Consider the following 22653-nt stretch of genomic DNA (forward strand, 5'->3'; position numbering starts at 1 on the left):
TATGGAGTAAGCGGCAAAAAAGAGACGCCGCGCAGAAAAATAAATCTGGCGGCGTGACAGAGCAGGGGGTCAGGAGAGGGTTTCGTGCGGCACCATAACAACGCCGCCTTGATTGCTATAAGCGGACATCACCGATTTCTGGCGACTGTTCTGACCCACCAGTGAGGCCAGCTCATCCATCCGCGCCTGCAGCAGACGTTTCACTTCACATTCGTTATCGAGAATACGGCGCAGCACCGGACGTAACTGCTCCTGAGTCTGTGCCGACGGCGACACGGCTTCCGTCGATTGGGCTAAGCTCTGCACCGCACTGACATACTCCATCTCCCTGCTGATCAATTCATCCCATTCGCCTTGTGCTGCATGACGCAGCATTCCCTGGCTGAGATCGAGTAACTGTTGGTAAACGGTAATCAGATGCGGTGCAGTAGTCATTAAACGGCGTCCTGAATCAGGTTAGGTTGAACCACTTCTTTCCACGCGTCAGCAATGTTGCGCAGCAGGCCTTCGACCTCCTCGACCGCTGCAACATCATTGTTCAGGTTGGCATGCAACAGGCGACGCGTCATGTAGTTGTAAAGATCCAGCAGATTATCGGCCAGCTCATCACCGCGGTTTTCAGTCAGACCCTCTTTCAGGCCGGCTTCGATAATATTGATGGCTTTGGAGATGGAGTTGCCTTTGCCTGCAATATTGCCATCCTGCATAAACAGGCGGGCGCGGATTAACGCGCTCAGTGCACCGTCGAACAGCATCACAACCAGCTGCTGCTGGCTGGCGCTCATCACGGCGCTTTCTACGCCAATTTTTGCATAGGCTTTGGTGCCTGTAGCGCTGTACATGGTCACTCCTGTTATTTTTTAGACGAATCGGACGTGTCGAACTGCTGCGTCAGATAGGTGCTGGTCGAGTTGAGTTTACTGATGGCCATATCCAGCTGAGTAAATTGCGTTTTATAGCGTGCGATATCGGCATCAATACGATCGCTGGTGGTGTTATAGAGGGTGGTTAACCTATTCAGTGTTTTACTCACGCCATCGGTGGCGGACTGAATAATCCCTTTAGTAGCCAGCCAGTCAGTCAGCTTGCTGTCGATTTTAGCGGCGATACCGGTTTTACCGTCACCTACGATCATTGCTTTCACGCCCGCAGCATCTTTATCCAGTGCGCTGCTCAGCTTGGTCGAATCCAGTTTTAATGAACCGGTGGTGGGATCGGTGGTGACACCAATCTGACTCAGTGATTTAAAGGTAGATGTGCTCTGCGAATTAGTGAGCATGCTTTTCAGCTGCGTCTCAATCGTCCGTAACGTACTGTCACCCAGCAGGGCACCATTACTGGAGTCCTGTGCATCGCTGTTGGTATCCACTTTGGTGTATTTGGTCAGGGTATTAAACTGATCCAGCAACGTATTGTAGGCATCCACCCAGGCACTGATGGCGCTGGAGGCTTTTGAGGTGTCTTTGGTAATCGTCAGCGTCTCATCGCCAACTGTCTTCGCGGTCAGATTTAAAGTAATCCCTTCCAGCGCATCGCTAATCTGATTGCTGCTGTTTTCAATCGCAACATTGTTGACCGTCAGTTTGGCATTCTGCGCAGCGACGCTCTGGGTCATCACGTTGCTGCTGGCGGATGCGTCAAAGCCCACAATCCCCTGCAGCGTGCTGTCACCGGTGACGGCAATGGTCGCCACGGCATTATCACTGCCGGTTTTATTGGCGCTCATAGAGAGTCGGAAACTGCCGTCTGACACCTTAATAATACTGGCGGTGACGCCGGCATTGGCGCCGTTGATGGCGTCACGCATGCCGGTCAGCGAGGTCTGATCGCTGGAGAGCGTGATGCTTTTGCTGGTGCCATCTTTTAAGGTAATCGCGATGCTGCGGCTGGCCACGGAGCTGTCGCCCAGCGCGGCGGTGTTACTACTCTGTACGCCTGAGGTCAGAACCTGCGCCTGTGCCAGCTGCGAGACGTTAATGGCATATTTACCGGCTACGGTGCTGCCAGAAGTGGTCGCGCTGAACGCTGTGGAGCTACTGGCCGCAGTCGTAGCGGTAAACAGGTCAGCACTGTTCAGCTTGGTATTAGCAGCCTGGAAAGTTGTCAGTGAACTTTTCAGGGTGGCGTAAGCACTGAGCTTGGCCGTATAAGCTGTCTGCTGAGTAGAAATAGGTTTGAGTGAAGCTTTTTCAGCGGTGGTCAAACTGTCAAGCATGGTACTGAGTGGCAGGCCGGAACCCACACCGAGGTTGCTTATACTAGCCATATTAATTCCTTTATAAGGTCGACAGAAAATTGATACCTGGGTTATCGGCCTTGAATAAGGAAAGTTTAAGGTTATTTGCCTTAGGGTAATGAGGTAAATAAGCACTATAGAGAAGGGTAATTCAGCGGCTAGAAAATTAATGAATTAAGCCTAAAGAAGTTCGGGCGGGTGGCGATAACTTAAAACGTGACAGGTTGAAGCAGAAAAATTCGCCTGGTACTAAAAAAATTCTAAAGGTTGTTAAACGGCAGACGATAACAACTTTGACGGCGCTGAAGCCGGCGGGTTGAAGCCCACACCTTAACCGAAAGACTTGATTAACAGGAAAATTCATCATGGCCCAAGTCATTAATACCAACAGCCTCTCGCTGATCACTCAGAACAACATCAACAAGAACCAGTCAGCTCTGTCTACTTCAATGGAGCGTCTGTCTTCTGGTTTACGTATCAACAGCGCGAAAGATGACGCTGCTGGTCAGGCAATTGCCAACCGTTTCACCTCTAACATCAAGGGCCTGACTCAGGCTGCTCGTAACGCCAACGACGGTATCTCTGCTGCGCAGACTACCGAAGGCGCGCTGTCAGAAATCAACAACAACTTACAGCGTGTTCGTGAACTGACTGTACAGGCTTCAAGCGGTACCAACTCAGCTTCTGACAAATCTTCAATCCAGGACGAAATCAAATCCCGTCTGAGCGAAATCGACCGCGTATCTGGTCAGACTCAGTTCAACGGCGTGAACGTGCTGGCTAAAGATGGCTCAATGAAAATTCAGGTTGGCGCTAACGATGGCGAAACTATCACCATCGACCTGAAGAAAATTGACTCTTCTACGCTGAAACTGAACACTTTCAACGTGAATGGTCCACAGGGTACACCTACTGCTGCTGCAGCTGCTGACTTCCAGAGCGTTTACGGTTCTACCAGTAACGTATCTAAAGCCACTGTTGCTGAAGGCACAGCTGATAGCCTGGCGACTCGCCTGGGTGTTGCAGCCGCTAACGTCACTGTTACTGCAGATAAAGTGTATAAAGATGACAACGGCAACCTGTTCGCTAAAGTTAACGTGAAATCAGCCAGCGATGCAGAAACCAACAGCCTGAAAGCGAACGGTTTTGACATTGCTAACGGTGCAAACCAGGACTTCTACGTTGCAGTTGATGCGAAGGCTGCAGTAACGACTGCTGGTGGCGATACCGCTGCGTTCACACTGGATACGGCTAACATGAGCCTGTCTAACGTGACCTCGGGTTCAACTTCTGATCCACTGAAAAAGCTGGACGAAGCGATTGCCAGCGTTGATAAGTTCCGTTCTTCACTGGGTGCGATTCAGAACCGTCTGAACTCAGCCGTGACTAACCTGAACAACACCACCACTAACCTGTCTGCAGCACAGTCTCGTATTCAGGATGCTGACTACGCAACTGAAGTTTCAAACATGTCTAAAGCGCAGATCGTACAGCAGGCTGGTAACTCAGTGTTGGCTAAAGCTAACCAGGTTCCACAGCAGGTTCTGTCTCTGCTGCAGGGCTAATCACCCAACTTATAAAAGACAAACCCCGCTTCGGCGGGGTTTTTTTTATGCCTGCGATTAGCCTGTTTTTGCCCTGTTTCTCTGCCAATCAATCTCCCCGCGTTCCTTTATCCTCACAGTAAGACTCTTTTTTAAATGCCTTTGTTGAGCAGGTAAATAATGAAAAATATTACTGTCGTGGAACCGCTCTTTGTCAGCGCCTTCAAATGTATTGGCAGTGAGTGTCGCGATCACTGCTGTAAGGGCTGGGATATCCACCTGGATAAGCCCACGGTCAATCGCTATTTAAAATCCTCGCTGATTGAAATCAAAACGCTGGCAGTTGAAAACATCACAACCACCCGCAAAAGCTTTGCCAGTTGGGGAACTATGAAGCTTAATGCTTCTGGCAACTGTGCATTTATGGATGAAAATCGCCTGTGCAAAGTGCATTCCCGGCTGGGTGCTGCCGCACTGAGCAACACCTGTGCGACCTATCCCCGAGCGGCGAACACCTTTAAATATGAACAGCAAAAAACGTTGGCGCTCTCCTGTCCGGAGGCGACCCGGCAATTATTAGCCTCACCTGACGCGATGCTGTTCGGGGAGAGCATCAGGCAACAACCTTATGGCAATAAAGCTAAAGATCTCGATCAACAAAAGAAATTGCTGAATCTGATGTGTCTTAACATCATTAAATTCAGCGGCATTCATCTTGATGAAGGGTTTTACGCGCTGGCCAGCTTTCTGCTGGGTGCGGAAAGAGTAAGCCCTGAAGAAGACTGGCTGGTCCAGATGGAGCATCATTTTTCTGATGTACTCAACAACCTGACACAGGGTGAAATCAGGCTGCAGCTTGACCAGGTTAAACCTGACTATAACCTGCAATGGTCTTTACTGTTGAGATTGCAAAGCTGGTTCAGCACCATGGCCGATAAGCGCGCCTTTCCTACCCTGAATCACTACGTTAATAAGCTGATTTACATTCAGGCCGAAGGGGCCAAAATCGATGACGTCAGTCAGCCAATGATCCGGCTGGACAACGTCTGGCAGAAGCAGGTTATGCCCTGGCTTGCTGAACGGCCGTGGATAATGAATAACTATATTCAGTACCGCATTTATGATGATTTCTTCCCTAATAACGAAAATCGCAGCCCGTTACTAAGCTTATATCTTCTGACGGCAGAATGGTTCCTGCTTAAATCACTGATTGCGGCCAATGTTGAGTTGGTCGGAACCGTCAGTGAAGAGGATATTATTAATATCATCTACAGCTACCACTCAATAACAAAACATACGCCACAATCGGTGATGGCGTTTCTGGCCGAGATTGATAAGGTCAAGGTCAATGACGATTTGTCGCTGATTTACCTGCTTAAATAATCTGAGGCGATGCAGCTTCGCATCATCGGCATCGCCCATTTGTCCCTGATAGCTACGGGCGGGCATTAGCTAATTGCTGAAAGAATTGCAGCTGGTGTGCTGGCTTATTTTTATGCCAGCAGCTCCAGGCAATGCAACGCAATTTAACACCCGCTTCCTTCAAACCGGTTTCCTGACCACAACCTTGCAGGCTGCCTGTCTCTCAATCCCAGGCAATCCCCCCAGCCCGTTACAGTTCCCCCACAGACTGCCGATAACTCCTCACAGAACAACATCATTTTTGATTTTAACTTTGTGGAGTGTCTATGCGCTTCAATTATGACCTGTTACCGGGTGAGCGGCTGACCTTTGAAGAGATCGCCCGGCGTTATGCTCTGCAATACCCTGATGATAAAGAGCTGACGGCGCGCGCCTTGCTGAGTCCGTCAACCGGGCTGCGCACGCTGAAAATCCGCGCGGTGTTCGCGCAGGAAGAGAGCAACAGCCCGCTGGAGGATCTGCTGTTCATCTCCCATGACAACGAACGTAAAAATTATCTGCGTCGCTTTGAGCACTACCTTAAGCAGAATCTCTCCTTCCTCTATTTCCGTCGCAGCGATAGCGAAAAGCGCGACAACCTGTGGAAGGTTATGGGCAGCAGCCAGGTCTTCGCGATGATCGATCCGCAATCCGCCACGGCACAGAATCTGCTGAACAGTCGCGGCTACAAACTGGTGCTGATGCATCAGGATGATGAAGACGCTTACTGGCAGCTTTTCAATCCACAGGCAGATCCCTGTTTTCCGCAGTCGCAGCGCATTCAGTTCATCGTGGTGCTGAGTACGCCGCAGCACAAAGTTCCGGCGGCGGTGATGCCGGGAACTGAGGTCGGGCGTCGTGTTAAAGCCCGGGTGCTGCAGCGCGCCAGCCAGGCGGAATTCAGCGCCGGTGTCAAAGCCCGCTACGGCGCCTGTGTGATGACCGGTACCGAGCTGACCGAACGGCATAACTGGCCATGGGTGGAAGCCTGCCATATCGACACGCAGGAAGGGGATGACGGTGTACTGGCAGATAACAGCATCGATAACGGCCTGTTTTTACGCAGTGATTTGCAGCGGCTGTTTATTAACCGACTGATTAGCATTGATGGTGAATCGGGCGAGATTCTGGTGCATCCTGGCGAGGAGGCGCAGCAGCATCTGGCGCCCTGGTATCAGGAACTGGAAGGTCGCGTCTGCAGCCTTTGGGCGGCAGTGCCGCCCGCCACCCGGCAACGGCTGCGCGCCCGTCGTTAATCCCCGCTGAAGAGTGCAGAAGGATCTGCACTCTGAGGTAACAAAAATGAAATAGCCTCGTTTTACCCCGCCTATTCAGCCAATCGAAAACGCTACAGAATTGGATAATCATGCCGATAACTTCATTAACGCAGGGTAGTCAACGTGAACGATTTCTATACCGCCGAAGGCGTGATGGACAAGCATTCGCTCTGGCAGCGCTACGTGCCGCTGGTGCGCCATGAAGCGTTGCGTCTGCAGGTTCGCCTGCCGGCCAGTGTTGAGCTTGACGACTTGCTGCAGGCGGGCGGGATAGGGCTGTTAAATGCCGTAGAGCGTTATGACGCGCTCCAGGGTACAGCCTTTACCACCTATGCCGTGCAGCGTATTCGTGGCGCCATGCTCGACGAGCTTCGTAGTCGGGACTGGGCACCGCGCAGTGTGCGTCGTAATGCACGCGAGGTGGCCGGAGCAATGCACAGAGTGGAACAGTCGCTGGGGCGTTCTGCCTCTGAGCAGGAAGTGGCGCAGCAGCTGAATGTTTCCATGGAGGAGTACCGGCAGATCCTGCTGGACACCAACAACAGTCAACTTTTCTCCTACGACGAGTATCGGGAAGAGCACGGCGACAGCGCGGAGCTGGTGACGGAAGGCCATGAAGAGGCTAATCCGCTTCATCAGTTGCTTGAAGGGAGTCTGCGTGAGCGCGTCATTGAAGCGATCGAAGCATTACCCGATCGTGAAAAGATGGTGCTGACACTGTACTACCAGGAAGAACTGAACCTGAAAGAGATTGGGGCGGTGCTTGATGTGGGTGAATCCCGTGTCAGCCAGCTGCACAGTCAGGCGATTAAACGCCTGCGTGCCCGACTTGCGGGAGCGCGCTAGCAGTATCAGTTCCTGGCGATTCAAAATTATAAAAAACCGGGGACTCAGTAATGGGAGCCAAGACCAAGGCCAGACCGTTAAGTCGTTATCTTAAAGACTATAAACACAGCCAGAGCAACTGTTCACACTGTGGCAAGGTATTAGATCGAATGGCGCTCGTTTTTCGTGGCCAGATCATCAATAAAGAGGCCATCGCTCGGATGGACCAGATGATTGATGAGCAGCTGTGGCTGAAACTTCAGCCCGAACTGACCGCGCTTTGTCGTTTTTGCAGTGATATTTTTTGTAATACCCATCCTAATTACTTCGACATAATGGCGTTTAAACAGTATCTGTTTGAACAGACAGAGATGAGCCCCAGCACAATTCGTGAATATGTGGTGCGGCTGCGTCGTCTGGATGAGATGCTGAAAGCCAGAAATTTCCCGGCCGACAGGCTTCAGGGAAATAGCTGGCATCAGTGTCTGGAAAGCGATCTGCCCGATGCCGGTAATAACAATTACCGCATCGCGCTGCGCAAGTACGATCAGTTCTTAGGCTGGCAGCAGGGTTAACCCTGATCTGCACCGATTGCTCCTCCGCGTGCCTGCGGCACGTTCCCCTTTTGCCCGCCAGCCGGGTAAAAGGGAAGGGGGAGCACGGCGCTTCTTTCTCCTGCATCTTCCATTATGCATCTGTCTCACCGCATCTGCTGACACCTGAATCAGGGTGATCCTTTTCGCATCTTCTGCAACACTGTAAGGATAAATTGAATGCCCGAACGGAGGCAGCATTGTCTTTACATCTGTTACACCAATTCCCACGTCTTGAACTGCTGGGCGCACCCACGCCGTTAGAACATCTGCCACGGCTCTCTGACTACCTGGGTCGCGATATTTTTATTAAACGCGATGATTTCACGCCGGTGGCGATGGGCGGCAATAAGCTGCGCAAGCTGGAATTTCTGGCGGCGGACGCGCTGCGTGAAGGCGCCGATGTGCTGCTGACCGCGGGCGCAATCCAGTCCAATCATGTGCGTCAGACGGCGGCAGTCGCGGCCCGGCTTGGCCTGAAGTGCGTGGCATTGCTGGAAAACCCGATTGGCACCCACGCAGAAAACTACCTGAGCAACGGCAACCGACTGTTGCTGGATCTGATGGACGCTGAAGTGGTTATGGTGGATGCGCTGAATAACCCTGCGGAACAGCTGGCTGAACAGGCCACGCGTCTGGAAGCCCAGGGTTATCGTCCTTACATCGTGCCGGTCGGCGGCTCAAATGCGCTGGGTGCACTAGGCTATGTAGAGTGCGCGCAGGAGATTGCTCATCAGAGCGAAGGCGTGGTCGATTTCGCCGCCGTGGTCGTGGCCTCGGGCAGTGCCGGTACCCATGCCGGACTGGCGGTAGGTCTGGAGCATCTGCTGCCGGAGACCGAGCTGGTGGGCGTCACCGTTTCACGCCAGGTTGAGGCGCAGTTGCCGCTGGTGGAGCGGCTGCGTCAGTCGCTGGCGGAAACGCTGGAAGTGCAGGCTAAGGCACCGATTACCCTGTGGGATGACTACTTTGCGCCACGCTACGGCGAACCCAATGATGAAGGCATGGCTGCGGTGAAACTGCTGGCGCGGCTGGAAGGGATCCTGCTGGACCCGGTCTACACCGGCAAGGCGATGGCCGGACTGCTGGATGGCGTCAGCCAGAATCGTTTCCGCCGTGAAGGTCCGCTGCTGTTTATTCATACGGGCGGCGCACCGGCGTTATTTGCTTATCATCCTTCGGTCTGAGACAAGCGAATAAAACAGTTTATACTCCGTGGGTTATCCTACTGGACTGGCAGCGACAAGCCGTGCTGCCCTTATAAGAACACACACAATACTGTCAATAATGGGGTGAATATGTCCTTTTCTCGTGCAGGTCGTCAGATGATGATGGGCGTCATGGCCGTGGCGCTGATTGCTGGCGTCAACGTTAAAACCTTTGCAGCGGAAAATCTGCTGAACAAAATTAAAGAGCGCGGCACGCTGCTGGTGGGTCTGGAAGGCACCTATCCGCCATTCAGCTTCCAGGATGAAAAGGGCAAGCTGACCGGCTTTGAAGTGGAATTCGCGGAACAGCTGGCACAGCACATGGGCGTCAAAGCGAGCCTGAAACCGACCAAGTGGGACGGCATGCTGGCCTCACTCGACGCGAAGCGCATCGATGTGGTCATCAACCAGGTCACCATCTCTGATGAGCGTAAGAAGAAGTATGACTTCTCCACGCCATACACGGTCTCCGGCATTCAGGCGCTGACCATGAAAGCCAATGCGAACACCATCACCAAACCTGCGGACCTGGCCGGTAAAAAAGTGGGCGTCGGTCTGGGCACCAACTACGAGCAGTGGCTGCGTGAGAATGTGAAGGGCGTGGACATCCGTACCTATGATGATGACCCGACGAAATATCAGGATCTGCGCTCTGGCCGTCTGAATGCCATTCTGGTTGACCGTCTGGCCGCGCTGGATCTGGTGAAGAAAACGGGCAATACCATGGCGGTCGCGGGTGATGCGTTCTCCCGTCAGGAATCGGGCGTGGCGGTACGTAAAGGCAACGACGACCTGCTGAAAGCGATCGACCAGGCCATTGCTGACATGCAGAAAGATGGCTCGCTGAGCAAGCTGTCTCAGAAATGGTTTGGCGCGGACGTGACGAAATAATGCAGGAAAGTCTTCAACTGGTGCTGGATTCAGCACCTTTTTTATTAAAAGGCGCGCTGTTTACGCTGCAGCTCAGCATCGGCGGCATGTTCTTTGGCCTGCTGCTGGGCTTTATTCTGGCGCTGATGCGTCTGTCGCGCTTCTGGCCGGTTCGCTGGCTGGCACGAATCTATGTCTCGATCTTTCGTGGCACGCCGCTGATCGCCCAGCTGTTTATGATCTATTACGGTCTGCCGCAGTTTGGCATTGAACTGGATCCGATCCCCTCCGCGATGATTGGTCTTTCCCTGAATACCGCAGCCTATGCCTCAGAGTCACTGCGTGGCGCGATTTCATCGATTGAGCGCGGGCAGTGGGAAGCGGCGGCAAGTATCGGCATGACGCGCTGGCAAACCCTGCGCCGGGTGATCCTGCCACAGGCAGCCCGCACCGCGCTGCCCCCGCTGGGCAACAGCTTTATCAGCCTGGTAAAAGATACCTCGCTGGCGGCGACCATTCAGGTGCCGGAGCTGTTCCGTCAGGCGCAGTTGATTACCTCACGCACGCTGGAAGTCTTTACCATGTATCTGGCAGCCTCGCTGATCTACTGGGTGATGGCAACGGTGTTATCTGCGTTGCAGAACCGGCTTGAACAGCATGTTAATCGTCAGGATTCGGAGTCGAAATGAGCGCCATCGAAGTCAGAAAGCTGGTGAAGTCTTTTAACGGCCAGACGGTGCTGCACGACATCGACCTTGATGTGGCCGCCGGTGAAGTGGTGGCCATTATCGGCCCCAGCGGATCAGGTAAAACCACGCTGCTGCGCAGTATCAATCTGCTGGAAGTGCCGGATAGCGGCACCATCCGCGTTGGAGAGATTACTGTTGATGCAGCGCTGGCACAGAGTAAGCAGAAAGAGCAGGTGCGTCGTCTGCGTCAGCAGGTCGGGTTTGTCTTCCAGAACTTCAATCTGTTTCCGCATCGTTCGGTGATGGAGAACATTATTGAAGGGCCGGTGATCGTCAAAGGCGAAGCGAAAGCGGATGCGGTAGCCCGCGCCCGCACGCTGCTGGAGAAGGTCGGGCTGCACGGCAAAGAAGACAGCTATCCGCGCCGTCTGTCGGGCGGGCAGCAACAGCGCGTGGCGATTGCGCGTGCGCTGGCGATGCGGCCGGAAGTGATCCTGTTTGATGAACCGACCTCGGCACTGGATCCGGAGCTGGTGGGCGAGGTGCTCAGCACCATTCGCGCGCTGGCCGAAGAGAAACGCACCATGGTCATCGTCACGCATGAGATGAGCTTTGCCCGCGATGTGGCTGACCGCGCCATTTTTATGGATCAGGGGCGGATTGTGGAGCAGGGCGAAGCGAAAGCGTTGTTCAGTAACCCTCAGCAGCCGCGCACTCGTCAGTTCCTTGATAAATTTCTGAATCAGTAATCCACACTGCCTTCCCAGGAAGGCAGTTTTAACCTGTTTAAAACCCTCATTTTTTAAGCTGCCACTGGCTATGGTCACGCTATTAACAGGCGCAGTATCATAAATAACTCTGCTGCTGTTAAACCTTTTGGCACATCTGACAAATCTTTTCTTTTCATCGGGGATATATTGGCTTTTCCCGTTGCCACTTTTTCTTAATTATATTTTCTGAATTATGAAGCAATATTATCCTTTAAACAGGCTGCGGCACTGCTAATTAGTGTGTTGCGTCGATATTAATAAGTGTAAGGAAACGTTCTGCTGAGTAAATAACTGTGGTAACAGGGCCACTCCGCGGCTTTTAAGAGTTTCGCTACATTCATCACCGGTTCAATGGCGAATAATTGCCGGATAATCATAAAAGCAATACTGATTTCCTCGCTTTTACTTTCCAGCATTCTGACCTACACAGCAGGAGTCATTGAATGAACCAGACTAAGTCAGATCAGATATTGTGGGTAGATACCCTGAAGGGCGCCTGCATATTACTGGTGGTCCTGTACCACACGGTTTTACCCGGCTTTGAAGGGACGATGAAATATCTCTCTGCCGGATGGATCCCCGCCGAAATATGGATACAGTTTAATACGGTACTGTCGCCGCTGCGTATGCCCGCCTTCTTCTTTGTCTCGGGATTACTGGCGACCAATGGCATTCTGAACCGGCCATGGAAGCAGGTATTTACCAGTCGCATCACCAATCTTTTTTATCTCTATATTCTGTGGGGGTTTATTCAGTGGTGGTCAATTATCGGTATCTCCACTGAAATTACCGGCCAGCGGATTTCGCAGAATCTGAATGCCGCCTATGCGGGTTCGCTATTCGAGTTTCTCAAGCTGACCTTTATGGCCATGAGCACCTCGTGGTATCTGTATGGGCTGGGACTCTATTTCCTCTGTGCCAAAGTTTTCCGTCAATATAAGCTGGCCCTGGTGGCGGTGGCGATCCTGCTGAATTATCTGGCGGCAGAAAAAGTGATCCCGTTCTGGGGACCACAGAGCCTGGCCCAATATTTTGTGTTCTTCATGTTAGGGGCATTCTGGAGCCAGACGATGCTGCGCCTGAGTGAATGGCGGCGGGAGAATCTGATGCCCTGGGCGCTACTGGCGGCAGCCGCCGGGATTCATGTGCTATTCGGTCTGGATAAGAGTCTGTTCCTGTGTGTACTGGCGGTGTTATTCAGTATCGCGGCCTGTCGCTGGCTGAATCAGCACTTCAGCATGCGCTATCTCAACTGGGTTGGCCGCAATACGCTGCAGATTTACGTCATCCACCGTATTTTTATCGAGTTCTTTGGTATGTCTGCGATTCTGTTCGCGCAGCGGCATCATCTGTTCGAGCAGGCGTGGTTTTCGTTTCTCTGGGCCTGTTTCTATCCGGTGGCCATCGTGGGTCTCTGCTCGCTCTGTTCAGTGGCAATCTGGTCGCTGACAAATCGCGGAGTCGGGCAGTCGCTGTTTGTGTTCCCGACGTTAATGAAAAGGGCGCCTGGCGGCGCGAGCGGTGGGTAAGTTACGCTTAGCAGCGTTAGCAGCGGGCTGACATTCAGCGGGTTACGCCCGCCAGCCGAGGGGGGGGGTTGAGATCCCTTAGCAGCGGGTATGCTCTGAGTAAGTTTCGCCCGCCAGGCGATGGGGAGTTTCAGGTTGCCTGTGCAGGCGGACGCGTCAAGGGGCGGACGCCCGCCCCTTAACAATCCCGGCGTCCGGCTGCCTGCGCGCCCCGCTGTGCGGGGTGCCTTCGTCACGCCCTGCGGCCGACGGACCGTCCGGACTCGCCATCCCTGGCTCGTGCCGTCCTTTCGCCGACGTCCTGTCGGCTCATCCTGGCCTCCGATTGTTCCTCAGCGCTTCGGACGCCTCTGGGAAACCCCCTGCCGGTGGGTTTGTCACCCGGACTTGCTGGGCTCCGGCCGCTGAAAGCGGGAAAAGATTCATAAGGTTTCGCTTTGTAGCGGGCTTGCACTGAGCGGTTTCGCCTGCAAGGCGATGGGGCGTCTTAGTTCACTTAGCCGCGCGTTAGCGCTGAGAGGGTTACGCCCGCCAGGCGATGGGGAGTTTCAGGTTGCCTGTGCAGGCGGACGCGTCAAGGGGCGGACGCCCGCCCCTTAACAATCCCGGCGTCCGGCTGCCTGCGCGCCCCGCTGTACGGGGTGCCTTCGTCACGCCCTGCGGCCGACGGACCGTCCGGACTCGCCATCCCTGGCTCGTACCGTCCTTTCGCCGACGTCCTGTCGGCTCATCCTGGCCTGCGGTTGTTCCTCAGCGCTGCGGACGCCTCTGGTAAACCCCTGCCGGTGATTTCTTTGTGTTTTCTTTAGTGCAGCGTTGTCTGGTGCCCCGAAAGCCAGTCTCAATTCCGAAATCTCACCGCAACACTCTGAGTGACCTGAAAACGAGATAACAGCGGTTAGTTTGAATGCCACTCTGTCTGCCGACCCAAAAGTCAGAGGCAATCCCAGAAAACCACAGCGATAAAGCACTCAACATAAAAAGCAGAGATAACAGCGGGTGGGTTGAATAACATTCGGTCTGCTGAGCAAAAATTCAGAGGCAATCCCAAAAAACCACAGCGATAAAGTTCCCGACATAACAAGAAGAGATAACAGCGGGCGGGTTGAATAACATTCGGTCTGCTGAGCCGAAAGTCAGAGGTAATCCCAAAAAACCACAGCGATAAAGTTCCCGACATAACAAGAAGAGATAACAGCGGGTAGGTTGAATAACATTCGGTCTGCTGAGCCGAAAGTCAGAGGCAATTCCCAAAGTTACAGCGACAGCGAACCCAACATAAAAAGAAAAGATAACAGCGAGGGGGTGGGGAGGCCGTCAGAACCGCTGAGCGGATGAGGGATTTCAGGACGAGCGACATGGATGTCGCGAAGAGGCGGGTTCGCGCCATGGATGGCGCGTCCCGCTGGTCCGTGAGAAATCCTGAAGTAGCGAAGGAACCGCGAAGCGGCGGTGAAGCAGGCCGGAGCCCGGGGTCAAGGGGGCGCGGCGACTGGCGCCCCCTTGTCGGTCGCCTGCAGAGGCGAATCTGAAACTGCCTGGCTTACCAGGCGAACGAAACCTTCTCATAGCCCGTTCGCGTAGCGAACAGCTTCAGCTCCGCACCTCAGCCCGTTCGCGCAGCGAACAATCCCGCGAACGCCCCTTACCCTATGGTCATCAGGCTCGCATTACCGCCTGCCGCAGCGGTATTCACACTCAGCGAACGCTCAATCAGCAGACGCTCCAGCAGCAGATTGGTCTCGCCGCGGGCAAAGCCCTGCACCGACACAATCGCGCCTTCACGTGCGGCAATCTGTTCACACAGGGTACGCAGCTGATCGGCATCGCCGTGATAGATCACTGCATCAAACTCTGCTGCTAACGGGTCACGCGCCAGCGTGATGCGCGCTTTCACTGCATCCGGCAGCGAGGCCAGCAGGGCGCGATGCAGCTCATCATCCTGCCACAATGCTTTACTGCCGACGCTGGTCACCGCGGCCAGCTGGATTAACGCATCCTGCTCGTTATCAGCCAGACAGAGCACCTGATCACGCGGCAACAGCGAGAAGGTATTGCGCTCGCCTGTCGGCCCAGGCAGCAGACGGACCACGCCCGCCTGGGCCAGATCGCCATAGTGCTGGCAGAGTTCAGCCAGTTCAGGCTTATCCTTAGCCCAGTTGCTGAGTGCCAGATGCGGGGCCAGCAGTGACTGACGCAGCGTGCTGTCCGCCGGGCGTTCTGCATCCTGACGATCAAAAGTCAGACGCAGCGCACTATCCGGACGATGCGCCAGCAAGCGGTAAAGATAGAGTGGACCGCCGGCTTTCGGACCGGTACCGGATAAGCCCTCGCCACCAAACGGCTGTACGCCGACCACCGCGCCCACCATATTGCGGTTGACGTAGAGATTGCCGACTCGGGCGTTCGCCGTGACCTGTGCAATCGTTTCGTCGATGCGGGTATGTACGCCCAGCGTCAGGCCATAGCCGGACGCATTGATCTGCTCAACCAGCTGCGGCAGGTTATTGCGGGTGAAACGCACCACGTGCAGCACCGGGCCAAAAATCTCTTTATCCAGATCGCTGATCTGACCCAGCTCAATCAGTGTCGGTTTAACAAAGGTACCGCTATTCCACTCTTTGCTGTCCTGCGGGTTATCCTGCACCGCCTGATAGACCGTGAAGCCTTTATTACGCATAGCCTGAATATGGCGATCGATATTGGCTTTCGCTTCGGCATCAATGACCGGACCGATGTCGGTCGAGAAGCGTTCCGGATTGCCCATGCGGCACTCCGCCATCGCGCCACGCAGCATCTTCAGGGTATGGTCGGCGACATCTTCCTGAATGCAGAGCAGGCGCAGGGCAGAACAGCGCTGTCCGGCACTGTCGAAGGCAGAGGCGACGATATCGATCACCACCTGCTCAGTCAGCGCGGAAGAGTCAACGATCATCGCATTCATCCCGCCGGTCTCAGCAATCAGCGGCACAGGACGACCGTGCTGGTCAAGACGACCCGCCAGATTACGCTGCAGCAGTGTCGCCACCGCAGTAGAACCGGTAAACATCACGCCACGCACCCGAACGTCACCGGTCAGCTGTGCACCAACGGTTTCACCCTGGCCAGGCAGCAGTTGCAGCACGCCTGGCGGCACACCCGCATCCAGCAGGATCTGAACCGCCTGTGCGGCGATCAGCGGTGTCTGCTCGGCCGGTTTGGCCAGCACGCTGTTGCCCGCTGCCAGTGCAGCCGCAATCTGACCGGTAAAGATCGCCAGCGGGAAGTTCCATGGACTGATGCAGACCACCGGGCCCAGCGGACGATGGGTTTCGTTGTCGAAATCGTCACGCACCATTCCGGCGTAGTAATAGAGGAAATCAACCGCTTCGCGCACTTCCGCGATGGCGTTGTTGTAGGTTTTGCCCGCTTCACGCACCAGGATGCCGAGCAGCTGCTGCATCTGGCCTTCCATGATCTGTGCGGCGCGTTCCAGAATGGCGGCACGCTCCTGCGGTGGTGTGGCAAACCAGATTGGCCCGCTGTTCACCGCGGCATCCAGCGCCATAGAAACTTCCTGCTCTGTGGCTTCACGGACCTGACCTACACGGTCGCCAGGCGCTGCCGGGTTCAGAATGTCGCGCAACTCGCCGGCACCCGCTTCACCGTCGATCATCGGCTCGGCCAGGCAGGGCTGTGCGGCGCTGCTCAGCAGGGCGCTGGAGAGTGAGGCAAGACGGTGTTCGTTGGCCATATCCAGACCCGCAGAGTTTACGCGGTTATCGCAATACAGATCGCGCGGCAGGGGGATTTTTGGATGCGGCAGACCAATGGCACCTTCGCTGGCACCCAGCTTCTCCACCGCGCTCACCGGATCGGCCACCAGTTCATCAATCGGCAGCGAGGTATCGGCAATGCGGTTAACAAAGGAGGTGTTGGCCCCGTTTTCTAACAGGCGGCGCACCAGATAGGCCAGCAGGGTTTCATGGGTACCGACCGGCGCATAGATACGGCAGGGGCGGTTAAGTTTGCCGTCCGCCACTTTGCCGACCACCTGCTCATAGAGCGGTTCGCCCATTCCGTGCAGGCACTGGAACTCATACTGACCGGGATAGTAGTTGTTGCCCGCCAGCTGATAAATCGCCGCCAGGGTGTGGGCATTATGGGTAGCGAACTGCGGATAGATCAGGCTTGGCACGGCCAGCAGTTTGCGGGCACAGGCCAGATAAGAGATATCGGTGTAAACCTTGCGGGTGTAGACCGGATAGCCTTCCAGGCCTTCCATCTGGGCGCGCTTGATTTCGCTATCCCAGTACGCGCCTTTCACCAGGCGAATCATCAGGCGACGGCGGCTGCGCTGCGCCAGATCGATCAGCTCATCGATCACAAACGGACAGCGTTTCATGTAGGCCTGAATCACAAAACCGATGCCGTTCCAGCCTTCCAGCTCTGGCTCGAAACAGAGTTTCTCCAGTAAATCCAGCGACAGTTCCAGCCGGTCCGCCTCTTCTGCATCGATGTTGATGCCGATGTCATAGGAGCGGGCCAGCAGCGTCAGCGATTTCAGAATAGGGTAGAGCTCTTCCATCACGCGCTCATACTGCGCGCGGCTGTAGCGGGGATGCAGTGCTGAGAGCTTGATAGAGATGCCGGGACCTTCATAGATGCCGCGACCATTCGACGCTTTACCAATGGCATGGATCGCCTGCTGATAAGAGAGCAGATAGGCTTTGGCATCGCCTGCCGTCAGGGCCGCTTCGCCCAGCATGTCATAGGAGTAGCGGAAGCCTTTCTCTTCCAGCTTGCGGGCGTTAGCCAGCGCTTCGGCAATGGTTTCACCGGTAACGAACTGCTCGCCCATCAGACGCATCGCCATATCCACGCCTTTGCGGATCAGCGGTTCGCCACCTTTACCAATAATGCGGTTAAGCGAGCTTGAGAGATTCGACTCGTTGTGGGTCGAGACCAGGCGGCCGGTAAACAGCAGGCCCCAGGTCGCCGCGTTGACAAACAGTGACGGGCTGCGTCCCAGATGTGACTGCCAGTTGCCGTTGCTGATCTTGTCGCGGATCAGCGCATCGCGCGTTGGCTTGTCGGGAATACGCAGTAGCGCTTCAGCCAGACACATCAGCGCCACACCTTCATGGGAGGAGAGAGAGAACTCCTGCAGCAGGCTCTGCACCATGCCAGCGCGTCCGGTTGCCCCTTTCTGGTGCCGCAGCTTGTCGGCGAGCTGGTAAGCCAGCTGATGGGTTTTCTCTGCCAGCGCCGCCGGTAAACGTGCCTGTTCCAGCATCATTGGCACCGCATCAGTCTCCGGACGACGCCATGCGGCGGTCACCGCTGAACGGGTCACTGACTGAGGTAAAATCTGCTCTGCGAAATCAAGGAACGGCTGGTGCGTCTCCTCTGGCTGGGTGTCGTCGGACTCCGCGGCCGCCTGGGCAGAAAGCGGGATCTCCGGCACGGTATCGCCGGTTTCCAGCTGGCCCAGGTAGTTAAAGATCGCCTGTTTAATCAGCCAGTGTGGCGTGCGATCGATGCGCTGCGCAGCCAGTTTGATGCGCTCGCGTGTCGCGTCATCCAGTTTTACACCCATGGTGGTTGTAGCCATGACTCCAGAGCTCCTTGATAGTGGTTCGATACGGCGTTGGCTGCACTATCACTTAAGTTGCAACTTTGTGCAACCGTGTTAAATGTGAGCCAGTTAACACCCTTTTAACGTCGACGATTGTTAAATCCCGCAATGCGGCACGGATATTGCTGCAAGATCCTCGCCAGTCTGGCAGACCCGATGAAAAGCGGGTTTCAGACAGGTAATACGATGGTGCAACCGGATAACTGTGAGCGAGTGCAACCTATGAGCACGTTTTCACAAACGGTTAGTGAAATCACTGTAACGCCTGTGTTAAATCCATTGTGCGCACAACGCCTTTCCGGCAGGATACCGCGCCGCTGGGAAATGAGTGACGCCCTGACGAAGAAAATCGGCCCGCTTTGCCCCGTTCCGGCAGGCGGGTAGCTGGCGATTTCTCTGGGATATCAAATAATAAGTGGAGAGACAGATGAGTGTAAGTACACCTTTGCTGGTGACCTTTTTGGTTTATATTCTTGGGATGGTATTAATCGGGTTTGTGGCTTATCGCTCAACCAAAAACTTTGATGATTACATCCTCGGTGGCCGCAGTCTGGGTAGCGTGGTTACGGCACTCTCTGCCGGTGCATCCGATATGAGCGGCTGGCTGCTGATGGGCTTACCGGGTGCGATCTTCATCTCCGGTATCTCTGAAAGCTGGATTGCGATTGGCCTGACGATCGGTGCCTGGCTGAACTGGAAAATCGTGGCCGGTCGCCTGCGGGTACAGACTGAACATCACAACAACGCCCTGACGCTGCCGGACTTCTTTACCAGCCGCTTTGAGGACCACAGTAAAATCCTGCGCGTGATCTCCGCCATTGTGATCCTGGTGTTCTTCACCATCTATTGCGCCTCAGGCGTGGTAGCCGGTGCGCGTCTGTTTGAAAGCACCTTTGGTATGAGTTACCAGACCGCTCTGTGGGCGGGTGCAGCGGCGACCATTCTCTATACGCTGGTGGGCGGTTTCCTGGCGGTGAGCTGGACCGATACCGTTCAGGCGAGCCTGATGATTTTTGCGCTGATCCTGACGCCGGTGTTTGTGATTATCGCGGTCGGCGGCTGGTCTGATTCGCTGGCGGTGATTGAAGCGAAGAGCCTGGAAAACCTCGACATGCTGAAGGGACTGAACTTTGTCGCGGTTATCTCCCTGCTCGGCTGGGGCCTGGGCTACTTCGGGCAGCCCCATATTCTGGCGCGCTTTATGGCGGCAGATTCGCATCGTTCAATCCGTACCGCTCGCCGTATCGGTATGACCTGGATGGTGCTCTGTCTGGCCGGTGCCGTGGCGGTGGGCTTCTTCGGTATCGCCTACTTCCAGAACAACCCGACGCTGGCGGTTGGCGTTAACGCCAATGCGGAGCGGGTCTTTATCGAGCTGGCGCGTATCCTGTTCAACCCATGGATTGCCGGTATTCTGCTGTCAGCGATCCTGGCAGCCGTGATGTCAACGCTGAGCTGTCAGCTGCTGGTCTGCTCCAGCGCCCTGACCGAAGATCTCTACAAAGGCCTCCTGCGTAAAAATGCCAGTCAGAAAGAGCTGGTATGGGTAGGGCGTCTGATGGTGCTGCTGGTGGCGCTGATTGCGATCGCGCTGGCGGCTAACCCGGAAAACCGCGTGCTGGGCCTGGTGAGCTACGCCTGGGCGGGCTTCGGTGCGGCGTTTGGTCCGGTAGTACTGTTTGGTGTCTGCTGGAAGCGGATGAACCGCAACGGTGCGCTGGCGGGCATGATCGTCGGTGCGCTGACCGTGCTGGTGTGGAAACAGTATGGCTGGCTGGGACTGTATGAAATCATCCCGGGCTTCATTTTCGCCAGCATCGCCATTGTGGTGTTCACGCTGATGGGCCGTGAGCCATCAGCAGAAGCGCAGCAGCGCTTTGCCGCCGCAGAGGCGGAGTTCCAGACAAAATAAGCGAGGCGTTAATCGCCTGGCCCGTCCCGAAAGGGGCGGGCTTTTTTGTTACAAAGATAAACCACTCAAAGATGAAATTATCTCCACCGGCAACTTGTTTTTTTCTCAGCGATAATGATAATCGGTATCGTTTACACTTTACCTTATTTTACTGTTTATTGACGCTGCTTAACATTCAAGAGGTTGGCGATGTTTGTTCCTTTTCTCATCATGCTGCGCGAAGGGCTTGAAGCCGCGCTGATAGTCAGCCTGATAGCCAGCTATCTCAAACGCACCCAGCGCACCCAATGGTTTCCCGCGATGTGGGCTGGCGTGTTTATTGCCGCCGGGCTCTGTCTGGGCCTGGGTCTGTTCATCAATGCCACCACCGGTGAGTTCCCGCAGAAAGAGCAGGAGCTGTTTGAGGGCATCGTGGCGCTGATTGCGGTGGTGATCCTCACCTCAATGGTTTTCTGGATGCGCAAAGTCGCCCGCAACATCAGGGTCGAGCTTGAACAGGCTGTCGATCAGGCGCTGCAACGCTCAGGTCGTGGCGGTCTGGCACTGGTGCTGATGGTGTTTCTTGCCGTGGCGCGCGAAGGGCTGGAGTCGGTGTTCTTCCTGCTGGCGGCGTTTACCCAGGATGTCGGTTATGCGCCGCCGATTGGCGCGGTGCTGGGTCTGGCAACCGCGGTCGTGCTGGGCATGCTGCTCTACTGGGGCGGTATCCGTCTTAACATGGCCCATTTCTTCCGCTGGACCAGCGTATTCATCCTGTTTGTCGCCGCGGGTCTGGCAGCGGGCGCCATCCGCGCCTTCCACGAAGCGGGTTTATGGAATCGCTTTCAGGATGTCGCCTTCGATCTCAGCAATACCTTATCGACCCATTCGCTGTTCGGCACCCTGCTGGAAGGGGTGCTGGGTTATCAGGAGTCCCCAAGCGTCAGTGAAGTGACCGTTTACTTTGCCTACCTGATCCCGGCGCTGATTCTGTTCTTTATGCCTGCGCGTTCTGCTGCGTCGGCCACTGTGTAATTTGACATTTAACGGGCGCATCTTACGCCTGCAACATGATAGGGAAAGAGAGATGACAATGCGTTTCCGCCGCAAGGCACTGCTGCTTCCTCTGCTGGCAATCTCCGCAACGGCGGCCGCGGCGGTTCCTCAGGTTACCGTAAGCGTCACCGACAAGCAGTGCGAGCCGATGAGCTTAACGGTCAAGGCCGGTAAGACCCAGTTCCTGATTAAAAACAACAGCCAGAAAGCGCTGGAGTGGGAGATCCTCAAAGGCGTGATGGTGGTTGAAGAGCGTGAGAATATCGCGCCGGGCTTCAGTCAGAAACTGACCGCCAATCTGGAGGCGGGCGAATATGAGATGACCTGTGGGCTGCTGAGCAATCCAAAAGGCAAGCTGATTGTGCAAGCCGGTGAGGGTGCGGCAAAAAGTGCCACCTCAGCACGTATGCAGCTGGAAGGCCCGATCACCGAATACAAAGCCTATGTGACCGATCAGGTGAAACAGCTGGTGAGCAACACCCAGGCCTTTACTGACGCCGTTAAAGCGGGTGACGTTGAAAAAGCCAAAGCGCTGTTTGCTCCGACCCGTCAGTATTATGAGCGCATTGAGCCGATTGCTGAGCTCTTCTCCGATCTCGACGGCAGCATTGACGCCCGTGAAGATGACTATGAGAAGAAAGCGGCCGATCCAAAGTTCACCGGTTTCCACCGTCTGGAGAAAGCGCTGTTTGCTGATAACAGCACGAAAGGCATGGCGGACTACGCTGAGCAGCTGAATCAAGATGTGAAAGATTTGCAGGTGCGCATCAGCGAACTGGCCTTCCCGCCAGCCAAAGTGGTCGGCGGCGCAGCCGGCCTGATTGAAGAGGTCGCTTCCAGCAAAATCTCCGGTGAAGAAGATCGCTACAGCCGGACTGACCTGTGGGACTTCCAGGCGAACATTGATGGCGCGCAGAAAATCGTTGAGCTGCTGCGACCCATGGTAAGCAAAGCCAATCCGCAGTTGCTGGCCAAGGTTGACGCCAACTTCAAAAAAGTGGATGCGATCCTGAGTAAGTACCGCACCCAAACCGGTTTTGAATCCTATGAGAAACTGACCAGCGCCGACCGTAACGCGCTGAAAGGACCGATCACCGCACTGGCGGAAGATCTTTCATTACTTCGTGGCACCCTGGGTCTGGATTAA

17 protein-coding genes are annotated in these 22653 nt (G+C 55.0%); 13 read left to right on the plus strand and 4 right to left on the minus strand.

The annotated features are described in order from the left end of the window. Nucleotides 1-69: 69 nt before the first annotated feature. From fliT to fliD, 3 genes are read right to left on the minus strand one after another with little or no spacing between them, the layout of a single operon-like run. Nucleotides 70-435, minus strand: coding sequence for a flagella biosynthesis regulatory protein FliT (gene fliT / locus ACXKZD_RS07785; protein ID WP_033758046.1), 366 nt, complete (start codon nucleotides 433-435; stop codon nucleotides 70-72). Beyond that, nucleotides 435-842 carry a flagellar export chaperone FliS gene (gene fliS / locus ACXKZD_RS07790; RefSeq protein WP_010247609.1) on the minus strand — a complete coding sequence of 136 codons (408 nt, stop codon included), beginning with the start codon at nucleotides 840-842 and terminating at the stop codon, nucleotides 435-437. Before fliS ends, fliT begins: the two co-directional genes overlap by 1 nt. A gap of 11 nt (nucleotides 843-853) precedes the next feature. Then, nucleotides 854-2266, minus strand: coding sequence for a flagellar filament capping protein FliD (gene fliD, locus ACXKZD_RS07795; protein WP_187484302.1), 1413 nt, complete (start codon nucleotides 2264-2266; stop codon nucleotides 854-856). A 335-nt stretch (nucleotides 2267-2601) separates the two neighbouring features. On the opposite strand from fliD, the gene ACXKZD_RS07800 reads away from it, so the two are divergent. The 10 genes from ACXKZD_RS07800 (at nucleotide 2602) to ACXKZD_RS07845 (ending at nucleotide 12942) form a co-directional block, all read left to right on the plus strand. Next, entirely contained in the window at nucleotides 2602-3801 is a 1200-nt protein-coding gene (locus ACXKZD_RS07800; protein WP_022625486.1) for a FliC/FljB family flagellin, read from the plus strand. Between the two features lie 159 nt (nucleotides 3802-3960). Beyond that, entirely contained in the window at nucleotides 3961-5163 is a 1203-nt protein-coding gene (fliB, locus tag ACXKZD_RS07805; protein WP_488981982.1) for a flagellin lysine-N-methylase, read from the plus strand. 305 nt (nucleotides 5164-5468) lie between these two features. After that, complete coding sequence (locus ACXKZD_RS07810; protein ID WP_010247595.1) at nucleotides 5469-6437, plus strand: HNH endonuclease signature motif containing protein; 969 nt, start codon at nucleotides 5469-5471, stop codon at nucleotides 6435-6437. 144 nt (nucleotides 6438-6581) lie between these two features. Further along, the gene (locus tag ACXKZD_RS07815) at nucleotides 6582-7304 is read left to right on the plus strand and encodes an RNA polymerase sigma factor FliA (RefSeq protein ID WP_003854529.1); all 723 of its coding nucleotides are present in this window, start codon (nucleotides 6582-6584) and stop codon (nucleotides 7302-7304) included. 50 nt (nucleotides 7305-7354) lie between these two features. Then, nucleotides 7355-7858, plus strand: coding sequence for a flagella biosynthesis regulatory protein FliZ (fliZ, locus tag ACXKZD_RS07820; protein WP_010247591.1), 504 nt, complete (start codon nucleotides 7355-7357; stop codon nucleotides 7856-7858). Nucleotides 7859-8076: 218 nt separating this feature from the next. Beyond that, the gene (locus ACXKZD_RS07825; RefSeq protein ID WP_022625488.1) at nucleotides 8077-9063 is read left to right on the plus strand and encodes a D-cysteine desulfhydrase; all 987 of its coding nucleotides are present in this window, start codon (nucleotides 8077-8079) and stop codon (nucleotides 9061-9063) included. 111 nt (nucleotides 9064-9174) lie between these two features. Next, nucleotides 9175-9975: a cystine ABC transporter substrate-binding protein gene (tcyJ, locus tag ACXKZD_RS07830; protein ID WP_050680363.1), complete on the plus strand. Its 801-nt coding sequence runs from the start codon at nucleotides 9175-9177 to the stop codon at nucleotides 9973-9975. Beyond that, nucleotides 9975-10643: a cystine ABC transporter permease gene (gene tcyL / locus ACXKZD_RS07835; RefSeq protein WP_003854540.1), complete on the plus strand. Its 669-nt coding sequence runs from the start codon at nucleotides 9975-9977 to the stop codon at nucleotides 10641-10643. Before tcyJ ends, tcyL begins: the two co-directional genes overlap by 1 nt. Further along, a complete protein-coding gene (tcyN, locus tag ACXKZD_RS07840; protein ID WP_425027069.1) occupies nucleotides 10640-11392 on the plus strand; it encodes an L-cystine ABC transporter ATP-binding protein TcyN in 753 nt (250 codons plus the stop codon). The genes tcyL and tcyN overlap by 4 nt, the downstream gene beginning before the upstream one ends. Before the next feature lie 464 nt (nucleotides 11393-11856). Next, on the plus strand, nucleotides 11857-12942 hold the full coding sequence (locus ACXKZD_RS07845; RefSeq protein WP_488981983.1) for an acyltransferase family protein: 1086 nt from the start codon (nucleotides 11857-11859) through the stop codon (nucleotides 12940-12942). A 1645-nt stretch (nucleotides 12943-14587) separates the two neighbouring features. Here the strand turns inward: ACXKZD_RS07845 and putA are convergent. Then, on the minus strand, nucleotides 14588-18535 hold the full coding sequence (putA, locus tag ACXKZD_RS07850; protein WP_488981984.1) for a trifunctional transcriptional regulator/proline dehydrogenase/L-glutamate gamma-semialdehyde dehydrogenase: 3948 nt from the start codon (nucleotides 18533-18535) through the stop codon (nucleotides 14588-14590). 451 nt (nucleotides 18536-18986) lie between these two features. Here putA and putP point away from each other — a divergent pair, with 451 nt between their 5' ends. The 3 genes from putP (at nucleotide 18987) to efeO (ending at nucleotide 22653) form a co-directional block, all read left to right on the plus strand. After that, nucleotides 18987-20471: a sodium/proline symporter PutP gene (putP, locus tag ACXKZD_RS07855; protein WP_010670826.1), complete on the plus strand. Its 1485-nt coding sequence runs from the start codon at nucleotides 18987-18989 to the stop codon at nucleotides 20469-20471. A 189-nt stretch (nucleotides 20472-20660) separates the two neighbouring features. Further along, the gene (gene efeU, locus ACXKZD_RS07860; protein WP_010258496.1) at nucleotides 20661-21485 is read left to right on the plus strand and encodes an iron uptake transporter permease EfeU; all 825 of its coding nucleotides are present in this window, start codon (nucleotides 20661-20663) and stop codon (nucleotides 21483-21485) included. Between the two features lie 52 nt (nucleotides 21486-21537). Next, nucleotides 21538-22653, plus strand: a complete 1116-nt coding sequence (efeO, locus tag ACXKZD_RS07865; RefSeq protein ID WP_488981985.1) for an iron uptake system protein EfeO — start codon at nucleotides 21538-21540, stop codon at nucleotides 22651-22653.

Source organism: Pantoea sp. ABR1s, from assembly GCF_057812235.1.

What these genes read in the sequence shown, in the direction of transcription:
- fliZ (WP_010247591.1), top strand. Translation starts at nt 7,355, where the DNA reads ATGGGAGCCAAGACCAAGGCCAGACCGTTAAGTCGTTATCTTAAAGAC.
- efeU (WP_010258496.1), top strand. Translation starts at nt 20,661, where the DNA reads ATGTTTGTTCCTTTTCTCATCATGCTGCGCGAAGGGCTTGAAGCCGCG.
- tcyL (WP_003854540.1), top strand. Translation starts at nt 9,975, where the DNA reads ATGCAGGAAAGTCTTCAACTGGTGCTGGATTCAGCACCTTTTTTATTA.
- putP (WP_010670826.1), top strand. Translation starts at nt 18,987, where the DNA reads ATGAGTGTAAGTACACCTTTGCTGGTGACCTTTTTGGTTTATATTCTT.
- fliD (WP_187484302.1), bottom strand. Translation starts at nt 2,266, where the DNA reads ATGGCTAGTATAAGCAACCTCGGTGTGGGTTCCGGCCTGCCACTCAGT.
- tcyJ (WP_050680363.1), top strand. Translation starts at nt 9,175, where the DNA reads ATGTCCTTTTCTCGTGCAGGTCGTCAGATGATGATGGGCGTCATGGCC.
- fliT (WP_033758046.1), bottom strand. Translation starts at nt 435, where the DNA reads ATGACTACTGCACCGCATCTGATTACCGTTTACCAACAGTTACTCGAT.
- efeO (WP_488981985.1), top strand. Translation starts at nt 21,538, where the DNA reads ATGACAATGCGTTTCCGCCGCAAGGCACTGCTGCTTCCTCTGCTGGCA.
- fliS (WP_010247609.1), bottom strand. Translation starts at nt 842, where the DNA reads ATGTACAGCGCTACAGGCACCAAAGCCTATGCAAAAATTGGCGTAGAA.
- tcyN (WP_425027069.1), top strand. Translation starts at nt 10,640, where the DNA reads ATGAGCGCCATCGAAGTCAGAAAGCTGGTGAAGTCTTTTAACGGCCAG.
- ACXKZD_RS07800 (WP_022625486.1), top strand. Translation starts at nt 2,602, where the DNA reads ATGGCCCAAGTCATTAATACCAACAGCCTCTCGCTGATCACTCAGAAC.
- fliB (WP_488981982.1), top strand. Translation starts at nt 3,961, where the DNA reads ATGAAAAATATTACTGTCGTGGAACCGCTCTTTGTCAGCGCCTTCAAA.
- ACXKZD_RS07845 (WP_488981983.1), top strand. Translation starts at nt 11,857, where the DNA reads ATGAACCAGACTAAGTCAGATCAGATATTGTGGGTAGATACCCTGAAG.
- ACXKZD_RS07810 (WP_010247595.1), top strand. Translation starts at nt 5,469, where the DNA reads ATGCGCTTCAATTATGACCTGTTACCGGGTGAGCGGCTGACCTTTGAA.
- putA (WP_488981984.1), bottom strand. Translation starts at nt 18,535, where the DNA reads ATGGCTACAACCACCATGGGTGTAAAACTGGATGACGCGACACGCGAG.